The organism is Microbacterium sp. DMC48 (genome assembly GCF_056313825.1).
The window spans coordinates 733,870-758,239 of sequence record NZ_JBQUZN010000003.1 but is presented as its reverse complement, the minus strand read 5'-3'; the positions used below and the strand labels follow the sequence as shown (position 1 = coordinate 758,239).

The following is a 24,370-nucleotide window of genomic DNA, read 5'->3' as shown; positions in this document are numbered from 1 at the left end:
TCTCATTGTCGTCATTGTCACGTGATGGTGCCAGCCGGGCGGGGCGAGCGGTTGCCGCGCTGGAGCCGTTCCAGCTCGGCGATCTGCGCGTCGATCTCCGCGGACAGCAGCGGATGGTGGATGTGTGTGGTGGGATCACGGGTGTCGAGTCCGAGGTCGTCGGTCATCACCACGTCGATGACGTCGATCCGGCACTGCGCGCACGCCACGGCGAACGCGGTGTCACCGTTCTCGCTCAACACGAGCGCGTCTTCGAGGCACTCCAGCAGCTTCAGCGCGCCGGTACCGGAGCTGGTGACCGCGTCGATCTGGTCGACATCGATCGTCTGCAGGCGCAGCAGGACGGCGTCGATGGATGCCGCTTCGTCCGTGTCCGCGGCGGCGCGACCGTCGACGAACGTCAGCGCCTCCGCGGCCGCGGTCCGTGCCGCGGCATCCGGCAGATCATCCGCGTGCGCGGCGAACAGCCGTCGCGCGCACCAGGCGCCGAACGCGAGGCGCGCCGAGGGCGGGAGACGCTCGATCGCCCTCTCGAGCGTTGCGAGGTACGCGGGGAACGAGTCGATCGTCATGACCGGTGGATGCGGCGGTCGGCGCTGGTCAGCGGCTCTTGCGCCTGGAGGTCGGCGATGACGGCGGCTTGCGCGGCGAGCTCCTCGGCGAAGAAGGCGTCGTCGAGCGGGTCGGTCTCGGGGCGCAGCGCCCCGCCGTGCTTGATCGTGTTCAGCACATCCACCGGCGCCCAGAGCGCGGTGAGCGCGTCGACGGGATCGGGGTCCGGTGTCACGGCGATGCTGAGTGCTGCCTCGGTCGCTTCCATCAGCTTGAGAACGCCGCTGTCGGAAGATCTCGTGAAGTCGAGGTCGTCGATGTCGATGTCGCGCACGGCGGCGAGGTGCGCGGACAGCTCGTCGCGGAAGCGGGCGGCCAGTGTGTCGCTGCGGAGGGCGTCGGCGTCGACCGCCGTCCACGCGGCGTCGAGCGCGTCGCGCAGCACGCGGCGTGCGTCGCCGTGCTCGATCTCGTCGAGATAGGCGCCGTAGGTGTCGTCGAGGTGGGTGGCGCTCCAGGCCGCGAGGAAGAGGAAGTCGGCGGCGCCGAGCGGTTTCAGCTTCGCGCGCGTGCGTCTGCTGAAGGAGGCGTAGGTCACGGCCATCGGCTCTCGCCTTTCGTCGCGTCAGTGCTGTCCGACGTTCAGGCTACCCCGTCGTCATGCCGTCGCTGTGGGCGCGACGTGAGCGGCGTGAGCGCGGCGGAGATCGGTCACGAGCTGCTCGTGCAGCGGGTGCACGAAGATCGCGGGTCGCCCGCTGCTCATGCTGAACAAGTAGCTGTCGCCGGTCACGGCAGCGGTGAAGCGCACCTCGGCGTCGGGGTGTTCGTGCAGCAGGCGTTTCACCCGCTCAGCTACGCGCTCGGTCATGTCTGCCTTCTGAGTGAGGCTGAAAACGTAACAGGCGCAAGCAGCTTCGCCGGTGGGCTGGCGCGCGGCATCCCTTCGGTGCTAGGCGGCTGCGGCTGGCGTCGAAGGGATGAACTCGCAGTTCTCTCCGCCGATCAGCGGCGAGGGGCGGCGAATCGGGCATCTCGATAGGCCCCACACCTCGGGCGCCCGCCGACCTGGGCCGGCCGGTCTGTCGGTCATTCGGCCGACAGACAGCGGCCGGCGCGGTGTCTAGCCTGGCGAGATGACGTCGCCTCCCGTTCGCGCGCAGAGGCGCTCGCCGAGGGGGGAGGCTCTCGGTGTCGTCGCGTGGTCGGGTCTCGCGCTGTCCCTCGCCGCGATCGCGTTTCTGCTCTTCATGCTGTTCGGGTACTCGGTGGGCGCCGCCCTCGGAGGCTCGTTCCCCGAGAGCCAGCGCGCCGCCTTCGCCGCGGGCTTCGGCATCGTCGCCGCGGTGCTCCTGGGCATCGTGGTCGTCGCGGCCGTGGGGAGTCGATGGGCGGCGTTCACGCTGGCCCTCGTCGCCCTGCTCTTCAGCGCCTACCTCGGCGTGGGGCTGGCCAGTGGCCTCCACTCCGCCCGGCCCCCGGCCGAGAGAGTCGACCCGAGTCCGCTACCGTGCCAGTGCTACAGCGGCAGCGTGTGCGAGTGCCCCGGAGGGTAAGCGTCGAGTCGCGGATGCCGCCGCCTACGCTGAGACGATGAGCGTCGAGACGACCGAGCCGGAGGCATGGGCCTGGCCGGGGCCGAGTCCGCTGACGGTGGGCGGGCTGTCGCGACAGGATCTGGCCGCGCGGTTGCAGGAGCATGGGGTCGGCCTCAACGCCCACGCCGAGACTCTTCTGGCTCACTCGGCATTCGACACCCGCCCCGCCGAGCGCGTCGAAATCGTCGCGCGCGCCGTGCGCGAGTTGGGCCTGGCGGACGGCGGGACCTTGCCGGAAGTGTTTGCTGCGGCGGCATCCCTTGGCTGGGCCCTCTGCCCGCGCGACGCCGCGCCGTATCTCCGGTTGGCGTGGCTCACGCAGTCGAACTCGACGGATTCGGTGCTGTCGGCCGGACGTTCTCCGCAGGGCGCGTTGAAGGTCGCGAGTGAGCCGATCAGCGACGACGTCGAGGTGCCGAAGGGTTTCTACCTTCGCGTGGTGGACGGGGTTCCGTGGCTGCGCGGCTACCGCTGCGACGACGAGTACCGCTTCGCCCCGGAAGACGTGTTCGCGTTCCGGGCCGCCGGCTGAGCGCCGGATCCTCGGTCGGCGGCGGTCAGGAGTCCGTGGATGCCGGGTCGAGCGCGATGACCAGCTTCTGCGCCGAGACGCCGCGGCGAAGCGTGTCGATCGCCCCCTGAATCGCTGCGAGCCCCGACCCGGCGAGGCGCGCCTGCGGGTACGGTACGTGTGCGCCCGAGGCGAGGGCCCGGGGCAGGTAGTCGCCCCAGATCGCCGGCCCGACGGGCGAGGTCGCGATGGCGCTTCCCCAGATGAACGAGGCGCGGATGCCGCGGGTGCGGCTGCGGACTTGCATGAGGGCGGTGCGTGTTCCGAGGCGCAGGAACAGGCGGATCCGGCGGAGCGAGAGTCCGCGGCGGCGTGGTTGGTCGTAGAAGGAGACCGGTGGGCTGGCCATCGCGATCCTGGCGGCGCCGGTGGCCCGCGCGATCTTCCGGCAGGGCTCCGCGGACCCGACCGCGATGGCGAGGATGCCGGCGACGGGGGAGGCGCCGATCGCGTCGATGATCCGCTTGACGGCATTCGGGTCGCGGTAGTCGAAGACCGCCTCTGCGCCGAGCCGCGTCATCTGCTCGTGGTTGCGGGGGGATGCCGTCGTGATGACGCGATAGCCGGCCGCGCGGGCGAGCTGGATCGCGTTGCCGCCGACGGCCGTCGCCCCGCCCCACACCACGACGACGTCCGCGCGCGGCGCCGCCGCCCCCAAGGCGGAGCAGTCCAGCGCGAGCTGGTCGGCCTCGAAGAGACCCGCTGCTGCCGTCGACACCGCCAATGGCAACACCGCGGCATCCTCGAAGAGCAGGTCGTCGGGCAGCCGGGCGGCAAGGTGCGCGTCGACGGCGACGTAGGCCTGAAATCCGCTCTCGCCGACGGCATCGCGGCCCTTCTCCAACCCGATCGCGTAGGCGACGACCCGGTCGCCGACGGCGAAGGTGTCGATGCCGGGGCCGATACCGACGACGACACCCGCGACGTCCTCGCCGAGGATCACCGGGTAGCGCAGCCACCCGTACATGACCGCGCCGTTCGATTGGATGATCGCGTCGAGCGGGTTCACCGCCAGCGCGCGCACCTCGACCAGCAGCTGACTCGGGGCGGGCGTCGGCATCGGTGCCTCGCGAACCGTGAGCTCGGCGTACGGGGCGTCGATCCACGCCGCGGTGTTCTGTCTCATGTCTGCGTCCATCCGTCGGTGATGACACGTGATGTCATCACGGCATATGTTACGGCACGTCGTGTCATCATGGGAGCATGCCCCGATGGTCTCCGGATGCCGCGCTCCGGCTCGAAAACGCCGCGATGCGCTTGTTCGAGCGGCAGGGCTTCGCCGGGACGACGGTGCCGCAGATCGCCGAGGCGGCAGGTCTGACGACGCGTACCTTCTTTCGTCACTTTCCCGACAAGCGCGATGTGCTGTTCCTGCGCGACCGCGAGTTTCCCCAGGCCGTTGCGGATTTCATGGCGGCGGTTTCGCCTGAGAGCTCGGGTTCCGCGGTTGTGCGCGAGGGGCTGCTCGCCGCATGCCGTGGTCTGCAGGGGTGGCGCGCGCCGATCGCGCGTCGACGCCGCATCGTCCGCAGCGAGCCTGCGCTGCACGAGCGCGATCTTCTCCGCAGCCACCATCTCGGGCGCGCGATCGAGGAGGCGCTGACTCACCGCGGCATCGACGCGCGGCACGCGCGCACGCTGGCCGCGATCGCCGTGACGTGCTTCGAGCTCGCGATGGACCGGTGGCTGGAAGGCTCGGCAGAGCTGTCTTTCGAGGAGTCGCTCGCCTCGGTGTGGGAGGACATGCGCGACGGCCTCGGCGGCTGACGCGGAGATCCGCGTTCTCGGCATCCGTCGACTGTGTCGTCAGCCCGGTTGGCCGTTGTCGACGTTGCGCGGGCTCCGGCGTTCACAGAGGATGGCGCCGACCGGGCGGCGGCCGCGCTCGGAGCGCCGGTGGGTTTCGATGACGTCGAAGCCGGCCTGATCGAGCCGTGACTGCAGCTGCGATGCCGGCCAGCGGTAGGCGCGCGTGACCGCGTGGTCGAAGGGCTCGATCTGCTCGCCCTCGAAGTAGCCGATCAGCAGCGTGCCCGCGGGCCGAAGAACGCGGGCGAATTCGCTCAGGGGCACGGCGATGTGTTCGGGCTCGTGGTGGATCGTCGAGAACCACGACAGGATGCCGCCGACAGCGCCGTCGTTCTCGTCGATCGCATCGATGCTGCCGAGGTCGAACCTGACACCCGGATAGGTCGTGCGAGCGCCGTCGATGAACGCGGGCACGAGATCGAAGCCGCGAATGTCCACGCCTCGCTGGTGGAGGTGGTGGGTCCAGTGCCCCGGTCCGCAGCCCGCATCCAGAACGGGCCCGGATGCCGCGGCCGCCCAGGTCTCGACGAGGTGTCTGTCGCTGGGGTGCACGGCGGTCATCGATCCGACGACCTCGACGTACTCGGCCGCTCGTGCAGCGTAGGCGGCAGCGACATCGGTCACACCACGAGGGTAGAACGGATGCCGGGGGTGGGGCCGTTCTCCTAGAGTGAGCCCGTGAGGCGGACCGTGCGTTTCGTGGGGATCGCGGCTCTTCTTGCCGTGGGGGTCACGCTGGCCGGGTGCTCTTACGTGAACCGTGTCGCAGCGAGGATCAACGCGGAGGGCTCGCTCGATTTCGCGACGTGCGATGCCCGCAACGCGGACTTCTTCGAGGTGACGTGGTCGGATGACGAGTCAGCGGAGCAATCCGCGATGTCGGTGACCCGGATCATCGGAGACGTCCAGACGGGTGACGTGTTCGACCTGGATGCCGTGGCGCCCGCCAGCGGGTGGACGAGCGTGACGGTGGCGAGCCTCGGCGGACAGGGCCCCGGCATCTTCGCCTCCTTCCGCGCGGCTGATCTCGAGTCGGGCTCGTGGGCGTGGAATCAGACCGGTGTCTTCATCGGGACGGTCGATGTCGAGCATTGCGAGCTCGACGAGGCGAACATCCGCTGACCGGCGACGTCGCTCTATGCTCGGCTCATGATTCGCGCCGGTCGAGCGTCGCTGGTCGTGACGTCCCTCGAGAGGGATCCCGATCTGGTGACGCAGCATCTCGGGCTTTCGCCGACGACCGTCACTCGTAAAGGGGAGGCGAGCCGTTCGGGTCGCGTTCGTCAGCACCACACCTGGGCGGTGGATGCCGGGACCTTCTCGAACGACGACGACGACCAGACCGGAACCGCGGCATTGACCGCTCTTCTGGAGCAGTGCCGCGTCGCGTTCGGACGTGGGGGGACTCTGCCGGCGGACTGTCGCGCCCGGATCGTGTGGTCCGCAGACTCGGACTCGGCACAGGGTGGGTTCGTCCTGACCGCCGCGCTCGCCGCGCAGATCGCCGCGCTGGGTGTCGACGTCTACGGGGCTGTGCTTTCTGGATGACGGTGCGGCGCGAGACCGGTAATCGGCCTCATCGTCGAGGCCCGTGGTCAGGGCAAAGCAAAACCCCCGCCATCTAGAAGCTAGGCGAGGGTTTCTGGAACCGTTGTAACGACGGCCCGTGTGGCTCCGACGGGCGTCGATCCCGTGACCTCACGATTTTCAGTGAGTTCGGGCGCGTTTTCACACTGTGTCTATGGTGGACGCTCGCTTCTGACCAGGTATTTTCCTGGTCAGTCGCAGTTGCTAGCAGTTGGTTCAGCGGGCGGAAATGGCCCGGATATGGCCCAGGATCGGTCGGAGAGTCGCCCGACCTTGTGTTCGATTTTTCCGTTTTGTCCGGAAGCCATGAGCACCTCGACCGACACGCCACGCGGTGCCCGCAAGGCACAGACCTACCTCCCTGAGGCCGACGCTCGCGAGGAGATCCTCGACTTCGCCGAGTTGATGCGCGAGCTCGAGGTCTTCCTTGCGCAGAGTTCGTCCAAGGCTGCGCTCGTCGACCCCCAGGGCAACGAGCGCCCCATCCCGGATGAGATCTTCCGCATCCTCGATCAAGTGACGAACGCGCTCGCCGCGGGCGAAGGCATCACGATCGTGCCGCAGGGCATGACCATGACAACGCAGCAGGCCGCGGACTTCCTCGGCATCAGCCGCCGAGGTGCTGGTGACCTTCAACACGAAACACTTCCCGGCGGAGGCCGTCGAGCCGTTCGACCTCGAAGTCGTCCATCCCGACGACTTCCTCCTGGATCAGCTCGACCTCTACCACGCGCCGACGCTGCGCGCCCTGGTCGAACTCGTTGAGGGTACGGCTCCCCGGCGACGACTTCCTGCTCGCACTCACCTGTGCCGGGGTGCCAAGGTTCGTGGATGCGGCCCGGTCGAAGCTTTACTGAGTATTCGCTGGAGCGCTCCGTGCGGCGGTCATAGCCCAAGCCCATGACTGGGCGGCGTCGGCCCGCGGTCTGGAGGGCGGCGGGTGAAGTCGTGGAGGTGCGCGGCGCGTGCCTTCCTTTCGGCCAGGGCACGCTCGGCAGCCTCGCGCCGGGCCTGCTCCTGGGCGGCACGGTCGCGGATGAGTTGCGCTGCCTCGCCCACGGGTAGGGCCTCGATGGTGGCGAGGTCGCGGCGGACCGTCTCTACCTGCGCCCGCCATTGGATGGCGAGCTTCCGTGGGCTGCTCGGGGTTCGATCCCCGAACGCCTGGGCGATGAGGGTGCGGTTCTCCTGCGTGTGCCGGGCTGCGAGTTCCTGCTGCTTCTGCTTGGCATCTGCGACGTGCTCGCGCTGCCCGACGACGCGAGGGTGCGCGTCGGCCTCACGACCTGCGACGGTCGCGGCCCACGCTTCAACGCTCGATGCCGTGGCAGGGATGCTGCCCCAACGCTGGCGAACGGCTGTCTCGACGGTCTCGCGCTCGCCTGTCGCGGCACTCAGCGCACGGGCCGCGCTGCGCTTGCGGAACCTTCGCGCCGCACTCCGCGCCCGCGATGCCTCCCACATTCGAGACTGTGCAGTGATGACCGCCGTGCCGTCCCCGGTTGCTTGGGCGACGAGCGGACCGACCTCCTGCTCTCGCACTCGCTGGGCCTCCGCTTCTGCCGCAGCGACGATCATCTGCTGCTCACCCGCCTCGCCCTCGTGCCGATTCGACAGCTTGGCGAACGCGGAGGCGTCCCGTTCCCACTTCCCCGCCGCGCGCTCGGCTTGTTCGATCAGCTTCGCGAGACGGGCCACGCTCGGTGTTTACGACCGCCACGGGACCGTCGGCGACGATCCCGGCGACCGAGGCCTGTGCCCGCTGCGTCGTCTCAACCAGTCCGCGGTCGGCGCGATCGCGCTCGAGTGTGGCGGCGAACTGCTCGCGGGCGTCTCCGAGTGCGGCGGCGACGATGTGCAGGCGGTTCGCCTCTCGCAGCCAACCGGCTTCGGAGCCGAGTCGTGAGGGCCTCTTGTTCGGCCGCTTGTGTTCCCACGCCTTCGCCTGCAACCGGGCGCGCACCACAGGCCCCGGCTCCGCGCCGGGATGTGCTGTCTCCCACTCGGCGGTGAACTTCTCCAGGTTGCGCGCCACCCGCACTCCACGCTTCGACATGAGCGCGTTCCACGGCTCCAGCTCCGCGACCTCCCCGGTCACCGGGTCGAGGGTGAGCCCGTGCGCGTCGAGCACCGCGGCGAGCTGGGGGTGCGCCGCGATGACCGCGGTGCCGAGCGTGCGGATCGCGCCCTGCTGCCGGAACAACGCCGTCGTGTCCAGACCCCGCCAGGCACCATCAGCCCAAACCCGCGTGCCGATCTGGAAGTGGACGTGCCGGTGCGGATCACCCGCCCGGCTCGTCTTGTGGGAGACGGCGACCGACTCCAACTGCTCGACTGGCACTACCTCCTGTGCGCCTCGCGGCCCGACCCGCGTGACGGAATGCTGGCCGAGCCAGGCACGAATCTCGGCCACGGCGTCGCGCTGCGCCGCTTCCAGAGCCTCCGACACCTGGGGGTGCAGGGCGGCCGCGACCGAGAGGGACTTGGGGACGTTCACGACCATCTCTGCGAACCGGGGAGACCCCCGCCGCCCATCGCCCGGCAGTCGGGGCTTGCCCATCGACTCCCCGGTGAGCGGGTTCACCCAATCAACCCACTGGCGGTACTCGTCCGCCGTCAGCGCGACCTCGCCGATCACCCGGCCCTCGGCATCGACGGCCGTGAACTCGGCCAGAGCGGTGCCCGCCTCCAGGTAATACTCATCGACCCTGGAGCGGTCGGCCTCCAGATAGCGCAACGCATCCGTCCCGGTGCCCCGGAACAGGATCACGCCGCCCTTCATGCCGCCTCCTGATTAATCAGATACTGGCAACTATCGAAGGTAGCATACGTCCATTCATCCAGGGAGGGGAAGGAGAGAGTTGGGTAGCGGGGGTTGGGTGGGGGGAGGGGGAGATTACGGGAGGAGGGGAGAGAGCAGAAGGGTGGTGGAGGAGCTGGGACGCGGAGTGGATGGAACGCCGATCCCGGCTCGCCGCCCCTGGCCTGCAGTACGTTCCGGCCGCCCGGTTCCTAACCTCCGCCGGACTGGTCCGGGCGGGTTCACACCGTCTCGCTGTTCCGTGATCCGCTGCCTCGCTTGCGCTGGACGACGCGGTCAGGCCCGCTCGCGCGGCGGGCGGTGCCCGCTTAGCCGGCATTCGCGTTCAAGGTTGTGCGACACGCTGACGCCGCTCGGATCTGGTTCCCTGTTGGCGGTACGCTGGTGCGTAAAGGCCCAGTCGGGCGCCTGCGTAGCCGAAGGAGTGCCCGATGGTCTTGCCTCGTATCGTGAGCCTCTTCTCGGGTGCCGGCGGACTTGATCTTGGTTTCCATCAAGAGGGCTACGAGATCGCCTTCGCGGCCGATCGGATGGCGGCTGCGATCCAGACACACAAGCGCAACTTCCCGACGACGACGTCGGTCGCGGCGGACATCACGGCCCGGAGTGAGCCGTCCGGGAGGCTCGTCATCCTGGATGAGATCGCGAAAGTCTTGAAGGTTGGCGAGGCAATCGGCATCATCGGCGGTCCGCCCTGCCAAGGATTCTCCCGCGCGAACCCGAACTCTCGCGCCGACGACCCTCGCAACCAGATGCCGACCTATTACCTCGAAATCGTCGAGGCGTTGCAAGCGCGCTACGACGTGCAGTTCGTCCTCTTCGAGAACGTCATGGGCATCCGCGATGCGAAGCATTCGGTGACCTTCCGCGGTATCCTCGCGCGGTTCAAGGAGTTGAAACTCACGGCAGGCGTCGCCGACCACTCGGCTCTCGACTACGGCGTGCCCCAGACGCGGAACCGAGTGATCATCTCGGGGTTCAAGAGCGAGGCCGCGGCCAGAGCCTTCAAGCCAAAGACCATCCCTCGCGAGGAAGTCGACTTGACCGTGCGTGGCACGATCGGTTTCCTCCCTCAGCCAGCGTTCTTCTCGCGGAGTCTCTCAGTCGACGAGATCCGACCTCATCCGAACCACTGGACGATGACTCCCCGGTCCAAGCGATTCAAGGGCGAGACCGACGGCCCCGCGCCCACCAGGAGCTTCCGACGACTCTCGTGGGACAAGCCAAGCCCGACGGTGGCCTATGGGCACCGTGAGATTCACGTGCACCCAGACGGAACTCGCAGACTGAGCATTTACGAGGCGATGCTCCTTCAGGGCTTCCCTGAGACCTTCGTCCTCGAAGGCACTTTTTCGCAGCAGGTAGAGCAGGTCTCGAACGCGGTCCCGCCGCCAGTGGCGAGTTCTCTTGCTGCGGCCACCCGCGTTGCGCTGACTGCGGCGTCGAGCATCGGCCAGGAGACGGCTGCGTAGTCGGCGTGGTTGTCACCGCCGAATGTCGGTCGTCATCACTACAGTCGAATGGCGACGAGCGGGGGAAGGCGATGAGCGAGGCGGGGAATCGGCCTGGGCCGAACGTGCTCCTTAGCCTTGCTGAAAGTCCTGAGTCCACGCCGGTGAGGTCAGCGTGGATCGGTCCGATCCTCGCGCTTGGGACACGACTTGCGCGTAAGGCGGACACCTTCGCCGACCGTCAGCTGATCGTCGCGGTTTCGGTTCCAAGCCGCGAGTACGCCGCGGTGCTAATTGGGGTCGGGTGGACTCTTGGAAGGCCGCCCGCTCAGGTAGAGAATGATCCGTTGTCAGTGCTTCGAGGAGCTCTGCCGCGAGGCAACTACCGCGCGTTGAACGCGACACACGTGATCTCGGGGCCTTTTCAGGGACTCGATGAAAGCCGCACGCCGGCGCGGGTTGTTTTGGCGGGTCACTGGGCCGTTGATCGACTTGAGGCCGTTGCACCCGTGGCAGAGAGCGACCCGGCAGAGAAAATGCCTCGCCCGCAAGTCGGGAGCATCGGTCGCATGAGCGGGGTCGATCGAGACTGGGTGCGGCGTCTCGTTGCACCCGCGGCCGACCTTGCAATTGTGGGAACGAAGAGCTGGATCGGTGACGACCTCGAAGCCGTTCTAGCTCGCGGCGATGATGGCGATGGGGACTCCTTGGCATCGTTGCTTCTCCCAAGGACTGAGAAGTCGGCGACTTGGTTCTCACGCATCTACTCGTCTTCGGGCTTTGCCGACCAGCTTCCGCTGCCCGACGACGTATTACTCACGATTCTGGACGGCCAGGGCGCAATCAAGTATCTCAATGATGTTCTCAGCCCCGTCGTCGTGTGTGTCTTCGATCGATCGATTGCAGACGAGAGCGCAGCGGAACAGGTCGTACAACTCAGAAACTCGCGCGGGGAGCCGCTCGCGCTGTCGTCTCAGCTGGGCTGGACTCCGCCTGCGGGAATCGAGGCACTCGGATTCACGGTGGCGCTATGACGCCCCGGATGATCGGACTTGATCAGCGATACGCGGCCTCGGCTTCGCTGGTGCGGCATGGCGTTGAGATCATCACCGTTCGGGACGAGCGCGGCGCGAGGTTCGATTCGGCCACCCGCAGCCTGTCCCGGCTGATCCAGAGGGATGGGCCTGGGGTCTGGGATCACCTCGCCGGTGCCGCGAAAGCACTGCGCTGGCACCTAATCACCGATCCCATGCCGATCGAACGCAATGCCCAGCTCACGGCCGCCGCGGGCGAGGTGGGTCGTCAGGCCCGGCAGCTGATCGGCGCCGTCGACGAAGACGCGCTGCTGCGAGAGATTGCTGACGCCGCGGCTGCTCTCTGCACCCGTGACCCACTCATGGGCGCCGTACTGCGTGAGTCGCTGACTGAGGTAGGCCCGGAATCGGCAGTTGTCGTGGCTGCGAGCAGTCGATCGCGAGAAGCCCTGGGCGAATGGCTTGGCTCATTTGGCACACGAGTTCTCACGCTAGGCGAGCTTGAGCGCGTCGATGTTTCCGAAGACATCGCCTACTTCGTGGGTCCGCCGCGATTCTTCAAGTCGGCGGCGGTCACAGCCCCCCGCACACTGGAGGTCACGTTCATCCTCCCGGCGTGGTTCGGCGATCGAACTGTCCCGAGGTCGGCGATCGCACAGTATGCCGAGGGCGGCATCCAGGTCGCGGCGCGCATCGTCGAGGCTGGCGATCCACTGCCCGCGTTGCCGGAGCCTGCGACGTCGGAGACCGAGCCGATCCCAGAGGAGGACCTCCTTCCGCAGCCGGTCTGGGGGAGTCGGGTGAGTGAGGACCGCGCGCCGAACGCGGACGAGGTGGAGGCGCGCAAAGTCCTTCTTTCGGGGAATCGCGCGATCTGGCTTGATGACGATGGTGAGCGCATCCGTGCGCTTGATCCGACACAGCCGCCCGGCGAGCGCGTTGGCTATTCCGATGTGTCCGCGGTCGCTCCGGGCACGTACCTGCTTCTGCGTGAAGGTGAGGCTGAGCGCGAGTCCCTCCACGCGCGAGCATTTGGGCGAATCGGCCCTCGCGCGTCAGTAATCCAGGAGTCGCAGGCGTCCTGGAAGTCCGCATTGATTGAGCGGCTCAGGGGGAGAAGCGCCCGCGACGCCGAAAGCGCCTTGCGTGCACTCGGGGTTCGCGCGGCCGGCCAGGTCCGCGCTTGGACATCGCCGCACGTCATCCGTCCGCAGAGCGATGGTGACTTCGAGCGGCTCCTCGGCTGGCTGGGGCTACCGGTGCAGCCGTACTTTGGGAACGCCTCGTTGCTGAGACACGAAGTGCACCGAGCCACTCGGGAGCTGCGTGACCGGCTGGAAGCGGCAGCGGATGTCGCGGATCTTCACGAGCTCGAGCGCGTTGGTCACATGACGCTCGATATTGTCGAGTCGGGCTTTCGGGGCATGTTCGTTACCCGCGTCCTCGCGATCGCGCCATTTACGGAGCTGATCGCCCGCCACGACGCTCGCGTGCCCTTTGCTGACGAGGGTGCTCAATGGCTCGAATGATCCCGGCCTATTGCGCCGAGTCCGCGCCTCCAGGGGAGAAGGCCGTCTTCGCGGCGCTGCGAGATGTAGCTGGGGCTGAGCATTGGACGGTGCTGCACTCACTTGGGATCGCGCAGCATGAGCGACAAGTCGAAGGTGAGGCGGACTTCGTCATTGTCGCGCCCGATGCCGGGCTGGTGGTGATCGAGGTGAAGTCGCACCTGTCGGTCGCGCGTAGCTCCGATGGCGCCTGGCGCCTCGGTCAGGACCCTCCGACAGTGCGAGGACCCTTTCAGCAGGCACAGGAGGCGATGCATAGCATCCGGGACTATCTCCTGAGTAAACGAGTCGAGCTGCGGGATGTCCCGATCTTGCACGCCGTGTGGTTCACAGGAGTGCGTGCGCGAGCGACGCTGCCCGACTCACCGGAGTGGCACTCGTGGCAGGTGCTCGATTCGAGCGATCTGCCGAGCGCAGTTCAAGCGGTTGAACGAGTCATGAGAGAGGGAGCGCAGCACCTCGCCTCCGCGATCAAGTACTTCGGCTTTGGCGGATTCGGCCCGGACCAGGCCAACGCTGAACGGATCGTTGCCACGCTTCGCCCGCGGTTCGAGGTCGTGATGACTGCTGGGGACCGCCGACAAGCGCGAGAGGGTCAGCTCGCACAGTTCGTCGAAGAGCAGTACCGCGCACTGGACTCAGCCGCCGACAACAGAGGCGTCTTGTTTACCGGCCCTGCCGGAACGGGCAAGACCTTCCTTGCCGCCGAGTCGGCTCAGCGGGAGGTCGCTCAAGGGCGAACGGGGCGGCTTCTATGCTTCAACCGCCTGCTTGGGCACAGCCTCGGCGAGAAGCTCTCGGATATCGTCGGGCTACGCGTGGGCACCTTGCACAAGGAGATGCTCCGGCTCGCCGACATGAGCGGCCCGCCGGCAAACGCTGATAGCGACTTCTGGAATCGAGCGCTGCCCGAGCTGGCGCTTGAGGGCCTTGCTGAGCAGAGCGCGGAGGAGGTCGGGGACTTCCTCATCGTCGATGAGATTCAGGACATCGCGACCGACACGTACCTCGACTTCCTCGATCTGCTCGTCAAGGGCGGGCTGCGCAACGGTCGGGTGCTCATGTTCGGTGACTTTGAACGTCAGGCGATCTATGGCAGCGAGCGCGCACGGGAGGTGCTTCGCTCCCGAGCGCCGCATCTGGCGTCGTTCCGACTGTCTGAGAACTGCCGGAACCTTCCCCGCATCGGGTATCAGGTCAATCTTCTAGGACATCTCGCTCCCGGGTTCAGGGAGTTTCGACGATCGGACGACGGCATCGATCCGACGATCATCAAGTACGTCCGCGGCGAGGACCAGGCCGCCATACTGCGGAAGATCGTAGGCGATCTTCGCGACGAAGGCTTCGATCTGACAGAGATCGTCGTGCTCAGCCCGCTTGCCGATAGTTCTGTCGCTGCGAGCACATCCGACCCCTGGCTTCGTCAAGTGCTGAGTCCCGCAGACGGGTCGAAGCCGATCAAGGGACGGCTCCGCTACGCCACCATCCACTCGTTCAAGGGACTGGACGCGCCGGCTGTCGTCGTCACTGACCTTGACGACTCGGGTGGGTCGAACTTTGATGCGCTCGTCTACGTCGGGCTGACACGTGCGACGGATCGCCTCACCGCCCTGGTAGAAACGAAGACGCTGCGGCGACTGATTGGAGGTGAGGCATGAGCGGAATCGAAGCCCGTGAGACCGTTGAGGCGGCCCTACGGCGCGAGCTCTTCGGCCCCCTCGACGGTGATCCCATGCGGGGGCAGCCGCTGACGATTAACGCCGGAGTCGTGCATTTCGAGAAGAAGGAGGCTTCCCGAGGCCAGTTCCATGATGCGGACAGCGGCCAGGAGATTCTCACGAGCGGCACCCCGCTCAAGCGCTACGGCGTCGGAGTCTTGTTCGCGGGCGCTACCGTCGGCGGCTCGCCGGTGGAAAGCGCCGTCGAGGAGGGTTCCGACGCCCTCGACGGAGTCACCGGTATAGCGCTCTCTGAGGACGACCTGATTGGGCCGCCTGTCGAGATTCAGGGCCACGTCCGTCACGATATCGCTGACTCGGATGACTTCGATCTTACGGATGCCAACACGTTCAAGCCGTCGGCGATGGCCGTCTCGTTTGAGACTCGCATGGCTGACGCGGGAGCCCTCACCGTTGAGGTGGTCGGAGCGAGATACGAGAAGCTGACGGTCCACATCGCAGGTGTCGCTAGACCAGTCGATTGGTGGGTCAGGCGCCCCTTCGAGGCGGTCGGCACGATCTCGGGTCGTACGGTTCTGCGGGAGACGAATCGGCTCAAAGTCGTTGACGTCATGCTCCTGAGGGGCGAAGGTGTTGTCCCTCTTGCGGTGCGAGTGTTCAGTCGTCCGATCCCTGGGGCGGACGACCCGGCTCTCAGGATCGTAACCGTCGCAGTCGTCAATGATTCCCCTGGTTCCGGCCCGTCTGCGGCGGTCTTTCAGGTTGGCTTTAAGGTGTCGACTGTCGGCGACGCTGACATCGTCCCCTATCCAGAGGTTGAGCTGCCCGATCGGGACGAGGAGGAGCGATCGCTTGACCTCCTCTACCGGAACCAACGCACCTATGCGATCGGGCATGGCTGTGCAGCCGAGTGGGGGGCAGTCAACGCCGATGGAGTTGTGCCGTTCGTGCGGGCCGCGGCTCTGCCTGCGTATGAGGTCGTCAGCCTCTCACCGAACGTGTACCTGTCTGACGATGACGGGAACCCTGCCTTCGATGTCGATGGCAAGCTGCAGCCGGTGGCTGTCAGTATGGCTGCCCTGGCAAGTGGTAACGAGGACGGCGCCGCCCAAGTGGAGCTTGTCCTCAGTCAGTATGAGAAGTGGATCGATCGGCGAGAGGCCGAGATCCCCGAGTTGCTTCCGCGCTATCAGGACGCCGCGAGTGAGCACATGCGTCGAGCACGAGCTGCGCTGACGCGGATGCGAACAGGCTGGAAACTCGTGCAGTGAATGATCGAGCTGCGCGAGCGTTTCGCTGGGCAAACGAGGCGATGCTGCTCCAGCAGGTCCGATCCGGATTCGAGCTGCGCGAGGCCAAGCAGAGCGGTGATGGTCGCTGGAGAGTCGAGGGAGCGCACCCCGCGCTCACAGTGCCGACTGGCCGGGGATACTGGCGTCCATTCCAGATTGCGTTCTTACTTGCGGTGCTGCCCGAACTCGTTGAGCCAGAACGCCAGACTCGCAGCGACGTCGATCTGATCTTCTTCCCCACTGGTGGTGGCAAGACAGAGGCGTACCTTGGCGCGGCCGCCGTCAGTTTGCTTTCCCGGCGGCTCCGCAACCCCGGAGACGCAGGAACAGACACCCTCATGCGATACACCCTGCGTCTCCTCACGGCGCAGCAGTTCCTCCGTGCTGCATCGCTGGTCTGCGTGCTCGAAGACATTCGGGAGCAGAACTCTGACGCTCTCGGTGCTGCTCCCTTTGGGATCGGGATTTGGCTGGGTGGCAGCTCAACGCCAAATACCTGGAAGCAGGCACTTGACAATTTGCGGTCTCTGCGTCGAAGGCCTCACGAACAGAACCTTTTCCTTCTGCTGAGGTGCCCCTGGTGCGGTGCACAGATGGGCCCGCAGCCTAAGAAGGGCGGCGGACAGGAACCGATCGGGTACGAGGAAGCGGCGGGCAAGGTCGTGCTTCGCTGCATTGACGGTGAGTGCAAGTATTCACGCCGTGCTGGTCTGCCTGTCCATGTGGTCGACGACGATATCTACGAAGTTCGACCGTCGATCGTTATCGGGACCGTCGACAAGTTCGCGATGATGGCGTGGCGACCGCGAGCACGGAATGTCTTTGGTCTGGGTGCAAGCGGTGCTCGGGAGGTGTCTCCACCCAGCCTGATCATTCAGGACGAGCTGCACCTCATCTCCGGCCCTCTTGGTTCGATGGTCGGTCTCTACGAGCCGGTGATCGACGAACTCTGCACTGATCGTCGCGGCGCAAGCCCTGTGTTGCCTAAGATAATCGCTTCCACCGCGACGGTCAGGCGCTATGAGGACCAGATCAAGGGACTGTTCGGCAGGGAGACCGTCGCGCTGTTCCCGCCGCACGGTCTCGAGGAAGGCCGCTCCTTCTTTGCTGAACCAGCGACGTCCGCCGACGGCACCCCGGAGCCAGGGCGACGCTATATCGGCGTCATGAGCGCATCGCTGGGCTCCACTCAGACTGTCCAGGTCCGAGTCGCAGCCGCAACCCTTCAGGCCGCGGTCGACATCCCGGAGGAGGACCGGGACGGCTACTGGACGAACCTCAACTTCCTCAACTCGCTTCGAGAGCTCGGAAACACGGTCTCGCTCGTCCAGTCCGACATTCCGGACTACCTCACTGGACTCCGGCGACGCGACGGCATCGACCCTCGCTGGCCGCATCGCACGATGGAGCTCACGTCGCGGCGTCGTTCAGACGAGATTCCAAAAGCGATCGAGCAACTTCAGGTGAAGTACGCCGTCGGCAAGGAGCGCCAGGAAGCGTTCGACATCTGCCTGGCGTCGAACATCATCGAGGTAGGTGTGGACATCGATCGACTCGCCCTGATGACGATCGTCGGCCAGCCGAAAACTACAGCCCAGTACATCCAGGTGAGCGGTCGAGTCGGCCGGAAACCGGAGGTCAGCCCTGGGCTGGTCATCACCATCTACGGGGCCGCAAAACCACGCGATCGCAGTCACTACGAGCGCTTCCGCACCTACCATCAGCAGCTTTACGCGCAAGTGGAGCCGACTTCCGTCACCCCATTCGCCATGCCTGTCCTTCGCAGAGCACTCCACGCGGCCGCCGTCGCCTATGTTCGGCAGACCTCGCCCGAGACGCTTGGGCCTGACCCGTTCCCTTTGTCTGCTTACGATGAGGCCGTTCGGCTGCTGCGGGAGCGAGCGGAGATCGCGGAGCCGGACGAGGTCCCCGTCTTGGATCGGTTTGCGCGTGATCGCGCCCGGCAGTGGGGAGGGTGGGAGCGCACCGAGTGGGATGCAAACCCTGCTCCATTCGGTGACCCACTGCAAGGACTTATGCGGTTCGCAGGAACGCTGCCTGATCTTGACCGCCGCGCGACGATCTGGGACGTGCCGACAAGTATGCGGAACGTCGATGCCGAATGCCGTCTTGAGATCAGTCAGGCGTACCTGTTCGCGGACACGGCAGCGGAGGAACCTGCATGAGCACTGGAGCGATGCGCCGAGCGCAACTGGTGACACCGTTCGGTGTCGGTGCCATGAGTGTGCTCGTAAACGGGACCTCCGTCATCACCGCGGGCCTTGATCACTGGTATGAAGTCGTCGATCAGAGCGCTCTCGCGATGGAGGAATACCAGGAACACGACTGGCGGCTTGAGTCCCGGCTCAAGGTGTCTGAGTTCCGGCTACCCCCGGACTACAGGCCGTCGGCTCAGGGTAGCGACCTCCGGAATGTTCGACTCACTGTTCCTGTGCTTCGCTTCCCGCGATGGTCGTTCTGTATCTACTGCAAGCGTCTGGAACTCAGCAAGCTCACGATGAAGACGCTCATGGAGTGTCATGACAAGGAACATGCCGATAAGAAGTACAAGCCGAAGATGTCGCAGGTTCCGTTCGTGGCAATCTGCACCCGTGGGCACCTGGATGACTTCCCATTCGACAAGTGGGTACACCGTTCCGCTAACCCGTCGTGTACGGGCACGCTCCGCCTCGTGTCGCGCGGAGGCGGTGGGCTCGAAGGACAGGTCGTGACGTGTGACGCCTGCAAGCAGGAGCGCTCACTTCGTGGGGTCACCGAGGCGCGGTTCGACAAGAATGGCGAAGAGCACACGAACTTGAGCGATCAGCTTGTGTCGCCGGACCAGCCCTATCTCTGCGGTGGAGCTCGGCCATGGCTCGCACAGCTTGATGGCGTCTGTGATCAGCCGATTCGTGGCGCCTTGCGCGCGGCGGGAAATGTCTACTTCCCGAAGGTGGAGTCCTCCATTTATCTTCCTCGGCGCGAAGGCGCCGTGAGCGAGGAGGTCCATCAGTTGCTTCGACATCCTGCTGTGAGCACGACTTTCAACAACGTGTTCCAGTTGGGGCTGGATGAGGTGTCCGGCGGGCAACTGCGGAAACTGCTGGAGCGGAACGTCCCACCCGAGCTCTTTGCTCCCATCTCTGACGAAGAGCTACTGGCGGCGTATCAGGATCAGTTCGGTATTGGCGAGAACAGCGGGGAGGAGTCGGCCGAGACTCCGGTTGACGCGGAGAGTCTTACGAGCGACGACATCTGGCGTCACCCCGAATATGTGAAGATCCGCGAGACGCCAAAGGACGATTTCCTCGCAGCTTCCGACCCGGGGCTTCACGCTGATCTGACAAGCCACCTTTCCCGCGTGAGGTCGGTAGACGTCCTTCGCGAGACGCGCGCGCTGCGAGGGTTCACACGAGTGCGTGACGGAGAGCTGAAACTCACCGAGGGGAAGGCGATGCTCAGGCGAACCAGCCTGACGCCTGCGCAGGACTGGCTCCCGGCCTACGTGGTGAAGGGCGAAGGAATCTACTTCGAGCTCGACGGCGCGAGGCTCGCGGCCTGGGAGGGGCGTGCGGAGGTCCAAGCCCGCGCCCAGCTGCTCACCGATCACTACGGATCGGTCGCGAGTCAGCGCGGGCTGCTCGGGCGGACGATCAGCCCACGGTTTGTGCTGTTGCACACGGTGTCTCATCTACTCATCAACGAGCTCATCTTTGCCTGCGGTTACAGCTCCGCGTCGCTCCGAGAGCGCCTCTACGTTTCCGAGTCGACCGAACGGAACATGGCCGGGGCACTGATCTACACTGCGGCAGGTGACTCCGAAGGAACGATGGGCGGCCTCGTTCGCATGGCCCGCCCGGACAACCTGCGCCAAGTCTTTGCGTCTGCCCTGGCTGACGCCCACTGGTGCTCGACGGACCCTGTGTGCATGGACGCGGGCAAGAACGGCCAGGGGCCGGACTCGTGCAATCTCGCCGCGTGTCACGCCTGCGGCTTGCTCCCCGAGACGAGCTGCGAGGAGTTCAATCGGTTCCTCGACAGAGGGCTTGTGGTCGGCACTCTCGATGACCCGAACCTCGGCTACTTCTCCGACACGTTCACCGGCTGATACCGCCTCCGAAGCGCGCAACCGCGGCACCAGAACGGCAACAAACATGGACGGCGTGACCCTCCGCGAGGCCCGGAAACACGGGCCAGAGCACAGGTTCAGGGCCCTGTGGGCGGGAGGAGCTGATCGAGTTTGACTCCCTCCCCTTTGACTACCCTGCCCGCCCTCGCCGCCCTGGCGGCAACAGCCCACGATCCCGTGCCTTGGTCACCCACCCCTGCGCGGTCGAGAGCGCGACGTCGTTGATCTGCGCCATCGTCGCACTCGGGTTGCGGTCGCCCTCGCGCGTCAGGCGGCCGTGCTGGAGGGCGACCAGCTCGTAGAAGTCGGGTGTCTTCTTCGGGTCGCCGAGCGGCTTGAGCAGGTCGCGCTCGCTGACCTTGCGGCCGGAGGGGAGGACGATCTTGCCGCCGGTGATCGTCTCCGCGCGCTTCATGGCGAATAGGCGCTTGTTGATCGCGGCCTCGATGCGGGCGGTCGGCAGCTCGCGCAGGAGTCGGCTCGTGATGGGGTCGCCGGGGCGCCACGGCAGATAGATGACCCCGGTGATCCGCACCTCCTCGGGGACCGCGAACATCTGCCGCTGGAGCCGGATCATGACGCGGGTGTGGGTCTCAGTGTGCTCGATGTAGCGCCAGCGGCCGTCGACGGTCTCGTTCTCGTCGGACGCCGCCTGCGACTGGCGCTGCTCGTCGGTGACGAGCGAGTCGTCGTAGCCGAGGAGGGCGTCGATCTCGTTACTCGCGTCGTCCTCGCGCTCGCCGGGGAACCGGTCGGGCAGGTACCAGTCTTCAGGCAGGTCGTCCGCGGTGATGAGCCCGTCGTAGGCCTGGTAGCCGCGTCGCGGAGGAGTGATGGGCACCCGCCGAGTGTATCGGCTTTCCCGTTCTAACTCAGATACTTGCCGAAATCCTTCCCGGCGGTCGAGGGTCAGCGGAGGAAGAGGATCGAGCCTGACACGCTCACCGACGGAACCGTGTAGGCCTCGGGGAACGACGCGGTGGGTGCGGCCGCGGAAGAAGGCTGACCGATGGTGCGCCCTAGGACTCCGATCGGAAGCTACGGCAAGATCCACACGGTGCAGGTGGGTGGCAAATGGCGTGCGCGGGCGCGCTACCGGTTCTCGGATGGCAAGTCGCGCCAGGTGGAGCGGTTCGACGTGTCGGAAGCGAAGGCCAAAGCGAAGCTGCGCGAGGCGCTGAAGACCGTCGAGAACGGGCGGGGGAGCGAGCTGAAACCGACCACTCCACTCCGGCTGTTGGCTGCTCGGTTTCTGGAGGAGAAGGAAGGCGCGGGTCGATCGACGGGCACGCTCATCACCTACAGGTCGGCGGTGAAGATTCATATCATCCCGAAGATCGGCGATCTGTCGGCGGCGGAGGCGACGCCGGCGCAGCTGCAGTCTTTCCTCAGCGCGGTGCACAAGCAGCACGGCCACGGGGCGGCGAAGAACTGCCGGTCCGTGCTGTCGGGGATGCTCGGCATGGCGGTTCGGAACGGTGCGATCCCGCGGAACCCGGTGAAGGAGCTCGACCTCATCACGAGGGCGGGCAAGAAGGGCTCCGAGGCGATCCCGCTCGACGAGCTGCCGGCGTTCCTCGCGAAGGTGCGCGCCGACGAGGTCTTGATCGAGCGTGACATGGTCGACATGATCACGTTCATGCTGTCCGTCGGGTGGCGGATCGCAGAGGTATGCGCGCTCGAATGGGAGTCGGTCGACCTCGAGAAGGGGACCGCGCGGATGGAAGCGATCGCCGTGCGCGTTCCGAAGCAGGGTGTCGTGCGCCAGCCCTACGGAAAGACGAGCACCGCCTCACGGACGACGCCGCTGCCGGCGGACACACTGACGATGCTGAAGGCTCAGAAAGAACGGCTCGGCGCGGCGACATCGCTCGTCTTCCCGACCGTCCTGCTCCGCCGGCGAGACCCCTCAAACGCGCAGCGCGAGCTTCGCGAGCGGCGGGAGGCGCTCGGCTATCCGGAGCTCACAACACACAGCTTCCGGAAGACCGTGGCGACCGCGCTCGACGCCGCTGGGCTCAGCCCGCGGGACATCGCCGAGTACCTCGGGCACCAGAACCCGAGCCTGACGATGGACGTCTACATGTCGAAGCAGAGCGGCAGCAGGCGGGCGGCGGATCTCATGCAGGAGCACCTTGAGCGTCTTCGCTGAATGTGCGGGGCTTTCGCGGGGTGGCTGACTACGAGACATGAAGAAACCCCCGTGCGTAGAAGCCACACGAGGGTCCCAGTGGCTCCGACGGGCGTCGATCCCGTGACCTCACGATTTTCAGTCGTGCGCTCTACCAACTGAGCTACAGAGCCGCGCGGCATCCGCTTGAAGAATCTGCCGCGTCCTACACGAAGGGCCCTCGATCTCGAAAGAAAAGGGCCCGTCGCTCGGAGCGACCCTGACGGGACTTGAACCCGCGACCTCCGCCGTGACAGGGCGGCACGCTAACCAACTGCGCTACAGGGCCATACGTATTCAGTTGTCTGTCGGAGAGTGACCCCAACGGGATTCGAACCCGTGCTACCGCCGTGAAAGGGCGGCGTCCTAGGCCGCTAAACGATGGGGCCGAGCGAACCCGGAGGCTCATTCTTACCGACGCTCAAGCATAAGAGATCATCCAGCAAATCGGAAATCGAGGGCGTGGGATGCCGTGCCGCGCGCTCTCCGCGGGGCAGGATGGCCGCGGGCGCGGTACATGCGAGCCTCCGAATTGCCCCGGTCTCCCAGCGGTTTCATCACCAGAAACCCCTGGGCGAATGTGACGAATGTTGTTAGTGTGACGTGTGTTGCCATCGCGGGATGGCGGGGGTCGACGCGCGTGAAAGACGGAGGTTCGAGGTGAAGACCGAGAAGGCCGCTTCGGCGGAAGACTGCGGCTGCGCGCCGACCGCCACAGAGATTGCGGGCCTGCGCGGCCCGATGAGCCGCCGATCCGCTCTGGGACTGGCCGGCCTGGGCGTGCTGAGCCTCGGCGCCGTCAGCGCCTTCGGCTTGCGGTTCAGCCCGTCCGCGTTCGCTGCCGACTACCCCTCGTGGGACGACGTGCAGAACGCCAAGAACAACGAAGCGGCCAAGGCCAACGAAGTCACCCGCATCCAGGGCCTCATCGCCGCCCTGCAGGCCGACGTCGCCGCGAAGCAGGCCGACGCCGAGCGCCTCGCCAACGAATACGTGCAGGCGCAGATCGACTTCGAGACCGCGTCCGACAATGCGGACGCTTTGCAGAAGCAGGCAGACGACGAGTCGGCCCGCGCGACTGAGTCGGCCAAGAAGCTCGGCCGCCTCGCCGCTCAGCAGTACCGTGCCGGCGGCAGCGACCCGTCGATGGAGCTCTTCTTCTCCGGCTCCGCCGCGAGCGCCGACGACCTGCTCGCCAAGCTCGGCACGATGGACCGGCTGGTCGCGGCCAACCGCGGCGTCTACGCCGACGCCGTCAGCGCCCGTAACAACGCCCAGAGCCTGAGCGACAAGGCCAAGCTCGCCCGCGACGAGCGCGACCGCCTGCAGAAGGAAGCCCAGCAGAAGATGCAGGCCGCGCAGGATGCCGCCGCCGCTGCCCAGGCCGCGCTCGCCGAGCAGGACAAGAACCTCGGCACCCTCCAGGCGCAGCTCGCCGCACTCCAGGACCAGACCGCCAAGACGGTCGCCGACTACCAGGCCGGCGTCGAGGCCGCGCGCAAGGCCGAAGAAGCCCGGCAGGCCGCGGCCGCCGAGGCCGCCCGTAAGGCCGCCGAAGAGGCCGCCGCCAATGCCGGAAACGGTGGCGGTGGCGGCGGCGGCGGAGGAGGCGGCGGTGGCGGAACGCCCGGCACCGATGGTTGGGTGCGCCCGGCATCCGGCTACATCAGCTCGTGGTTCGGCAACCGCGGCTCGGTCTGCGGCAACGGCGTGTGCACCAGCGGCGGTCACCGCGGCATCGACTTCGCCACCTCCTGCTGGTCGCCCATCTACGCCGCAGCCTCGGGCCGCGTCGTGTGGGCCCAGTACACCGGCGACTGGGGCAACTACGTCAAGGTCGACCACGGCGGCGGCGTCGTCACCGGCTACGCCCACATCGTCAACGGCGGCTACAACGTCGACGTCGGTCAGTGGGTCAACGCGGGCGACCTCATCGCCCACGTCGGCAACACCGGCGCCTCCACCGGCTGCCACCTGCACTTCGAGGTGTACTGGCAGGGCGTGCGCATCGACCCGGCACCCGTGCTCTACGACCACGGCATCAACGTCTACTGACGAGTGCTGCAACGCAGAAGAGCGGATGCCGACCGGCATCCGCTCTTCGCGTGT

General features: G+C 66.4%; 24 protein-coding genes and 3 tRNA genes. 14 read left to right on the top strand and 13 right to left on the bottom strand.

Annotated features, from left to right (window positions below; all coding sequences use genetic code 11):
- Nucleotides 1-17 precede the first annotated feature (17 nt).
- From ACT53O_RS03560 to ACT53O_RS03550, 3 genes are read right to left on the bottom strand one after another with little or no spacing between them, the layout of a single operon-like run.
- Nucleotides 18-572 carry a hypothetical protein gene (locus ACT53O_RS03560; protein WP_476151356.1) on the bottom strand — a complete coding sequence of 185 codons (555 nt, stop codon included), beginning with the start codon at nt 570-572 and terminating at the stop codon, nt 18-20.
- Nucleotides 569-1,156, bottom strand: a complete 588-nt coding sequence (locus ACT53O_RS03555) for a hypothetical protein (protein ID WP_476151355.1) — start codon at nt 1,154-1,156, stop codon at nt 569-571. Before ACT53O_RS03555 ends, ACT53O_RS03560 begins: the two co-directional genes overlap by 4 nt.
- A 54-nt stretch (nt 1,157-1,210) precedes the next feature.
- On the bottom strand, nt 1,211-1,423 hold the full coding sequence (locus ACT53O_RS03550) for a hypothetical protein (protein ID WP_051039565.1): 213 nt from the start codon (nt 1,421-1,423) through the stop codon (nt 1,211-1,213).
- Nucleotides 1,424-1,688: 265 nt separating this feature from the next.
- Here ACT53O_RS03550 and ACT53O_RS03545 point away from each other — a divergent pair, with 265 nt between their 5' ends.
- Both ACT53O_RS03545 and ACT53O_RS03540 read left to right on the top strand, forming a co-directional pair.
- Nucleotides 1,689-2,108 carry a hypothetical protein gene (locus ACT53O_RS03545; RefSeq protein ID WP_378793730.1) on the top strand — a complete coding sequence of 140 codons (420 nt, stop codon included), beginning with the start codon at nt 1,689-1,691 and terminating at the stop codon, nt 2,106-2,108.
- Nucleotides 2,109-2,145: 37 nt separating this feature from the next.
- The gene (locus ACT53O_RS03540) at nt 2,146-2,682 is read left to right on the top strand and encodes a hypothetical protein (RefSeq protein WP_476151354.1); all 537 of its coding nucleotides are present in this window, start codon (nt 2,146-2,148) and stop codon (nt 2,680-2,682) included.
- A 25-nt stretch (nt 2,683-2,707) separates the two neighbouring features.
- On the opposite strand, the gene ACT53O_RS03535 is transcribed toward ACT53O_RS03540, so the two are convergent.
- On the bottom strand, nt 2,708-3,847 hold the full coding sequence (locus tag ACT53O_RS03535; RefSeq protein WP_476151353.1) for a zinc-binding alcohol dehydrogenase family protein: 1,140 nt from the start codon (nt 3,845-3,847) through the stop codon (nt 2,708-2,710).
- Nucleotides 3,848-3,924: 77 nt separating this feature from the next.
- On the opposite strand from ACT53O_RS03535, the gene ACT53O_RS03530 reads away from it, so the two are divergent.
- Entirely contained in the window at nt 3,925-4,488 is a 564-nt protein-coding gene (locus ACT53O_RS03530; RefSeq protein ID WP_476151352.1) for a TetR/AcrR family transcriptional regulator, read from the top strand.
- A 39-nt stretch (nt 4,489-4,527) separates the two neighbouring features.
- On the opposite strand, the gene ACT53O_RS03525 is transcribed toward ACT53O_RS03530, so the two are convergent.
- A complete protein-coding gene (locus ACT53O_RS03525) occupies nt 4,528-5,154 on the bottom strand; it encodes a class I SAM-dependent methyltransferase (RefSeq protein WP_476151351.1) in 627 nt (208 codons plus the stop codon).
- Between the two features lie 54 nt (nt 5,155-5,208).
- On the opposite strand from ACT53O_RS03525, the gene ACT53O_RS03520 reads away from it, so the two are divergent.
- Both ACT53O_RS03520 and ACT53O_RS03515 read left to right on the top strand, forming a co-directional pair.
- Nucleotides 5,209-5,652, top strand: coding sequence for a hypothetical protein (locus ACT53O_RS03520; RefSeq protein ID WP_476151350.1), 444 nt, complete (start codon nt 5,209-5,211; stop codon nt 5,650-5,652).
- Nucleotides 5,653-5,679: 27 nt separating this feature from the next.
- Nucleotides 5,680-6,078 carry a DUF4279 domain-containing protein gene (locus tag ACT53O_RS03515; protein ID WP_476151349.1) on the top strand — a complete coding sequence of 133 codons (399 nt, stop codon included), beginning with the start codon at nt 5,680-5,682 and terminating at the stop codon, nt 6,076-6,078.
- Between the two features lie 255 nt (nt 6,079-6,333).
- Here the strand turns inward: ACT53O_RS03515 and ACT53O_RS03510 are convergent, their stop codons facing one another.
- The 4 genes from ACT53O_RS03510 to mobF form a co-directional block, all read right to left on the bottom strand.
- Nucleotides 6,334-6,756 (bottom strand): hypothetical protein, encoded by a 423-nt coding sequence (locus ACT53O_RS03510; RefSeq protein ID WP_476151348.1) that lies wholly within the window; start codon nt 6,754-6,756, stop codon nt 6,334-6,336.
- A complete protein-coding gene (locus ACT53O_RS03505) occupies nt 6,725-6,847 on the bottom strand; it encodes a hypothetical protein (protein ID WP_476151347.1) in 123 nt (40 codons plus the stop codon). The genes ACT53O_RS03510 and ACT53O_RS03505 overlap by 32 nt, the downstream gene beginning before the upstream one ends.
- Before the next feature lie 155 nt (nt 6,848-7,002).
- Nucleotides 7,003-7,815, bottom strand: coding sequence for a hypothetical protein (locus ACT53O_RS03500; RefSeq protein ID WP_476151346.1), 813 nt, complete (start codon nt 7,813-7,815; stop codon nt 7,003-7,005).
- The gene (gene mobF / locus ACT53O_RS03495; RefSeq protein ID WP_476151345.1) at nt 7,703-8,899 is read right to left on the bottom strand and encodes a MobF family relaxase; all 1,197 of its coding nucleotides are present in this window, start codon (nt 8,897-8,899) and stop codon (nt 7,703-7,705) included. Before mobF ends, ACT53O_RS03500 begins: the two co-directional genes overlap by 113 nt.
- A 488-nt stretch (nt 8,900-9,387) precedes the next feature.
- On the opposite strand from mobF, the gene ACT53O_RS03490 reads away from it, so the two are divergent.
- From ACT53O_RS03490 to drmB, 7 genes are all read left to right on the top strand, one after another.
- On the top strand, nt 9,388-10,410 hold the full coding sequence (locus ACT53O_RS03490; protein ID WP_476151344.1) for a DNA cytosine methyltransferase: 1,023 nt from the start codon (nt 9,388-9,390) through the stop codon (nt 10,408-10,410).
- Between the two features lie 548 nt (nt 10,411-10,958).
- A complete protein-coding gene (locus ACT53O_RS03485; protein WP_476151343.1) occupies nt 10,959-11,423 on the top strand; it encodes a hypothetical protein in 465 nt (154 codons plus the stop codon).
- Nucleotides 11,420-12,952, top strand: a complete 1,533-nt coding sequence (locus tag ACT53O_RS03480; protein WP_476151342.1) for a hypothetical protein — start codon at nt 11,420-11,422, stop codon at nt 12,950-12,952. Before ACT53O_RS03485 ends, ACT53O_RS03480 begins: the two co-directional genes overlap by 4 nt.
- Nucleotides 12,940-14,649 (top strand): nuclease-related domain-containing DEAD/DEAH box helicase, encoded by a 1,710-nt coding sequence (locus ACT53O_RS03475; RefSeq protein WP_476151341.1) that lies wholly within the window; start codon nt 12,940-12,942, stop codon nt 14,647-14,649. Before ACT53O_RS03480 ends, ACT53O_RS03475 begins: the two co-directional genes overlap by 13 nt.
- Complete coding sequence (locus ACT53O_RS03470; protein WP_476151340.1) at nt 14,646-15,941, top strand: hypothetical protein; 1,296 nt, start codon at nt 14,646-14,648, stop codon at nt 15,939-15,941. Before ACT53O_RS03475 ends, ACT53O_RS03470 begins: the two co-directional genes overlap by 4 nt.
- Entirely contained in the window at nt 15,938-18,148 is a 2,211-nt protein-coding gene (locus ACT53O_RS03465) for a helicase-related protein (protein WP_476151339.1), read from the top strand. Before ACT53O_RS03470 ends, ACT53O_RS03465 begins: the two co-directional genes overlap by 4 nt.
- A complete protein-coding gene (drmB, locus tag ACT53O_RS03460) occupies nt 18,145-20,070 on the top strand; it encodes a DrmB family protein (protein WP_476151338.1) in 1,926 nt (641 codons plus the stop codon). Before ACT53O_RS03465 ends, drmB begins: the two co-directional genes overlap by 4 nt.
- Nucleotides 20,071-20,221: 151 nt before the next feature.
- On the opposite strand, the gene ACT53O_RS03455 is transcribed toward drmB, so the two are convergent.
- Complete coding sequence (locus tag ACT53O_RS03455) at nt 20,222-20,932, bottom strand: hypothetical protein (RefSeq protein ID WP_476151337.1); 711 nt, start codon at nt 20,930-20,932, stop codon at nt 20,222-20,224.
- Between the two features lie 168 nt (nt 20,933-21,100).
- Here ACT53O_RS03455 and ACT53O_RS03450 point away from each other — a divergent pair, with 168 nt between their 5' ends.
- A complete protein-coding gene (locus ACT53O_RS03450) occupies nt 21,101-22,243 on the top strand; it encodes a tyrosine-type recombinase/integrase (protein WP_476151336.1) in 1,143 nt (380 codons plus the stop codon).
- A 79-nt stretch (nt 22,244-22,322) separates the two neighbouring features.
- Here the strand turns inward: ACT53O_RS03450 and ACT53O_RS03445 are convergent.
- From ACT53O_RS03445 to ACT53O_RS03435, 3 genes are all read right to left on the bottom strand, one after another.
- Nucleotides 22,323-22,395 (bottom strand) — tRNA-Phe (locus ACT53O_RS03445).
- 81 nt (nt 22,396-22,476) lie between these two features.
- Nucleotides 22,477-22,550: transfer RNA gene (locus ACT53O_RS03440), tRNA-Asp, on the bottom strand.
- 27 nt (nt 22,551-22,577) lie between these two features.
- Nucleotides 22,578-22,650 (bottom strand) — tRNA-Glu (locus tag ACT53O_RS03435).
- 271 nt (nt 22,651-22,921) lie between these two features.
- On the opposite strand from ACT53O_RS03435, the gene ACT53O_RS03430 reads away from it, so the two are divergent.
- Complete coding sequence (locus tag ACT53O_RS03430) at nt 22,922-24,316, top strand: peptidoglycan DD-metalloendopeptidase family protein (protein WP_476151335.1); 1,395 nt, start codon at nt 22,922-22,924, stop codon at nt 24,314-24,316.
- Nucleotides 24,317-24,370: the final 54 nt, after the last annotated feature.